The sequence below is a fragment of the uncultured Flavonifractor sp. genome (genome assembly GCF_944383115.1).
Lineage (GTDB): Bacteria > Bacillota > Clostridia > Oscillospirales > Oscillospiraceae > Flavonifractor.
The window spans coordinates 1-3,721 of record NZ_CALWOJ010000139.1; the positions used below are offsets into that span (position 1 = coordinate 1).

The following is a 3,721-nucleotide window of genomic DNA, read 5'->3' on the forward strand; positions in this document are numbered from 1 at the left end:
GGACATCCCCCGGGCCAATTTGAACCTGCGTACCGGCGAGCGGGTGCTGCTGGTGGTGGGGCGGTATCATGCCGCGGACTTTGAGGCGCTGTTTGAAGGGGCCAGGGCCCTGCCCTGGGAGGACTTTATCCCCCGGGAGGGAACCTTCCCTGTGAAGGGCCATTCCCTCAACTCCCAGCTTCACGCGGTGCCCGCTATCCAGGCGGTGCTGAAAAAGGCGGTGGCTGCCCGGCTGGGACAGAAGTACGGCATGGATACCTTGCCGGAGACCGGTTCCCTCTATCAGATCCAGTTCTCCCTGATGCATGATGAGGTCACCCTGATGCTGGACACCACCGGGGCGGGGCTCCACAAGCGGGGCTACCGGGCTGTGGGGGTGGCGGCGCCGCTGCGGGAGACCCTGGCCGCCGCTATGGTGCTGCTTTCCCGTTACCGGGGGAGAGATCCCTTCTGCGACCCCTTCTGCGGCTCAGGCACTATTGCCATTGAGGCGGCCCTGATCGCGAAAAACCGGGCTCCCGGTCTGAATCGCGCCTTCTCCGCCCAGCGGTGGAAGTGGCTGGACAGCGGCCTGTGGCTCCAGGCCGCCGACGAGGCTATGGACAAGGAGTATCATGAGGCGTATGATATCTGGGGCGGCGACATTGACCCCAGAGCGGTGGCCATCGCCAGGGACAACGCGGTGAAGGCCGACGTGGAGGACGTGGTGCGTTTTGAGGTGGCGGACGCCGTGAACTTTCACCGGGACGCTCCCGTCGGTCGGGTGGTGACCAATCCTCCCTACGGCGAGCGCATTCTGGAGAAGCGGGAGGCGGAGGAGCTGTATAAGGCCTTCGGACGGGCGGTGCGTGCCCTGCCGGAGGGGTGGAAGGTGAGCGTACTCTCCTCCCACACGGAATTTGAGCGCACCTTCGGCCGCACAGCGGACAAGAAGCGGAAGCTGTATAACGGAATGCTGAAATGCGACCTGTTTCAATATGGGATAGAAAGACGGAGGAATTAACCCATGAGGAAAAAATGGATGCTGCGAATTCAGTGCCTGGTGCTGGTTCTGGGTATGCTTTTGGCGGGGCAGGCTCTGGCTGCCCCGGAGGGGGCTACGGTATGGGGATATACCGAGGGCCTGGCCCAGTGCGAACTGAACGGCAAGTGGGGCTTTGTGGACGCACAGAAAAAAGTGGTGGTCCCCCTGCAATATGACAGTGTGGTGTCCTTCTCCCTGGGGCTGGCGGCGGTGAACCTGAACGGCAAGCTGGGGGTGATCCGGCAGGACGGCACCTACCTGATCCAGCCGGAGTACGGAACGCTGCTGAATCTGGACTGCGGACTGTATGTGGTACAGAAAGGGAACCGCTGGGGGGTGGCCAGCATCCTGGCCTTCCCGGATGGCAAGGGCGGCACGACAAACCTGCTTTACGATCTGGTCTACGACAGCGCCACCATCACAGAGCAGGGCGGCACCCGGGTGCTGACCCTGACCAAAGACGGCATGGCCACCAAAATACCTGTTTTTGATCTGCCCAGAATCCTGGTGGAGAAGGGTGTGCCCTCCGCCCGGTTTTCTCTGACTCGGGATAAACTGCCTGATTTCAGCGACGTGTCCCCCAGAGACTGGTTTGCCGTGTGGGTGGACATCGCCTACAATGTGGGGCTGACCTCCGGCGTGGGCGGCAACCGGTACGCGCCCCATCAGACCCTGACGGTAGCCGAGGTCCTGAAGCTGGCTGCGACGATGGAGAGCCGCTACAAGGACGACAGCTTCCACACCAGCAGCTCTACCGGGCCTTACTGGTACTCCGGTGCGGTGAATTATTGCCAGGCTACCGGTATCATCCAGAGCGATACCTTTACCCAGCAGGACTACCTGCGCCCGGCTACCCGGCGGGAGATCGCTCAGATCTTTGCCGCCACCAGCCAGGCCAAAAATATGCGCAATATCAACGATCTGGCCCGGATCAAAGCCTCTGTACCCGATGTTAAGGCCGGTGATCCGGGAGCTGACGCCATCTACAGCCTGTATGCCAAAGGCGTACTGACCGGCGTGGACAACAAGCTCACGTTTCATCCCCAGGGTACTGTGACCCGGGCGGAGGCGGCGGCCATTGTCTCCCGCATGGTGCGGGCGGAACAGCGGCTGAGCCTTTGGAACCCGTATAATTCCAGCGCCTTTGCCGTATGAGCTGGAGTTGATTAGAGAAGAGAGAGGAGGGTGCCTGTGTGGCACCTGTTCATAATGAATCCCCACGCGGGGAAGTATGATCGAAGTCAGGAGATGTTGGAGAAGGTACGCACCATTATGGCGGGCCGCCGGGCGGAATGGTCGGCGGCGCGTACGGAAGGACCGGGCCATGCCATCCGTCTTGTGGAGGAGGCGGCCCGACAGGGGGACCCCCTGCGGGTGTACGCCTGCGGTGGGGACGGCACCCTTAACGAGGTGGTCAACGGCGCGGCTGGCTTGGAGCATGTGGCGGTGACCCATTGCCCAATGGGTTCCGGCAATGATTTTTTGCGGATCTTCGGCCAGGATGCCGGCCGGTTCTGGCAGCTGGAGCAGCTGCTGGACGGGCCCCAGGTTCCGATGGATCTGATCAACTGCAACGGACGCTATTCCCTGAATGTGTGTTCGGTGGGCTTTGACGCCCGTATCGGGTTTGGGGCCGCCGACTTTAAAAAGCTGCCCCTGGTCAGCGGCTCCACAGCCTATCAGCTCTCCGCCCTGCGCACCATCATCCGGGGCATCCACCTGCCTTATCAGGTGGAGATTGACGGCGAGGCCATGCCGGGAGACCGCTTTACCCTGCTGTGCGCCTGCAACGGACGCTACTACGGCGGCGGTTTCAATCCAAGTCCCACGGCTATGCCTGATGACGGGGCCTTGGACTTTATTGTGATCCCGGCAGTATCCCGCTTTACCGTCCTGGCCCTGATCAAAAAATTTGCCCGGGGGGAGATCGGAGACATCCCGCAGGCCATTCTGCGCCGGGGCCGGACTATGAATGTGCGGTGCGACCGGCTCACCGCGGTCAATGTGGACGGCGAACTGGTGGAGGGGACCGACCTGTCCATCCGACTGTCCGATCAGAAGGTGCAGTTTTTCTATCCCGCCGGGGCTACCTGGCAGGGGTCTCAGACTTGTAAAGAGAAAGCGTGCATGGTAAAATAAAAATGTACAGATATAGGCCTATCGGTTCAAAAGGAGGGTATTATGTACAAGATCGTCAAGTGGACCATGATTATTTTGAGCCTTCTCTATCTTCCAGGTGTCTTTCTGGTCCCGTTTCTGGCCGCACTGCGTACCAGTTTGCTGGCCTGGCTGCTCTATGTGATTTTTGTAATGGTCACCGTCTTTGTATGCGCCATCAACAGCAAAGCCTGCCGTACGGTGGGGCAGGGCATGGACCTGGACGAAAAGAATAAGGAGATCAGGATTACCCAGGAATTGGAGCGTTCCAAGCATTACTGGAGTCAGATGTGAGAGTGTGGATTAGCACTCCTGCTGTGAGTTTGTGAACAGAACTTGAATTTTTCTAAAATCAACCCCTTTTTTTGAAAAAAGGGGGTTGATTTTTTTTGCGGGGAGGGGTATTATCATACACGTGGTTAGCACTCCGACAAAATGAGTGCTAACACATTGGATTGGTTAATAAGAAAATGAATCATATAAGGAGGAACCCATTATGAAACTCAAGCCTCTCGCCGACCGTGTGGTCATCAAGCTGGT

At 59.2% G+C, this 3,721-nt stretch carries 4 protein-coding genes; all 4 read left to right on the forward strand.

Annotated elements, in window-relative coordinates:
- On the forward strand, positions 1-1,003 hold a 1,003-nt coding region (locus Q0K43_RS10660), incomplete at its 5' end, for a THUMP domain-containing class I SAM-dependent RNA methyltransferase (protein WP_297290508.1).
- 3 nt (positions 1,004-1,006) lie between these two features.
- Positions 1,007-2,179, forward strand: a complete 1,173-nt coding sequence (locus tag Q0K43_RS10665; RefSeq protein WP_297290509.1) for a WG repeat-containing protein — start codon at positions 1,007-1,009, stop codon at positions 2,177-2,179.
- A 36-nt stretch (positions 2,180-2,215) separates the two neighbouring features.
- Complete coding sequence (locus Q0K43_RS10670; RefSeq protein ID WP_297290510.1) at positions 2,216-3,163, forward strand: diacylglycerol/lipid kinase family protein; 948 nt, start codon at positions 2,216-2,218, stop codon at positions 3,161-3,163.
- Positions 3,164-3,205: 42 nt separating this feature from the next.
- Entirely contained in the window at positions 3,206-3,475 is a 270-nt protein-coding gene (locus tag Q0K43_RS10675; RefSeq protein WP_297290511.1) for a hypothetical protein, read from the forward strand.
- Positions 3,476-3,721 lie beyond the last annotated feature (246 nt).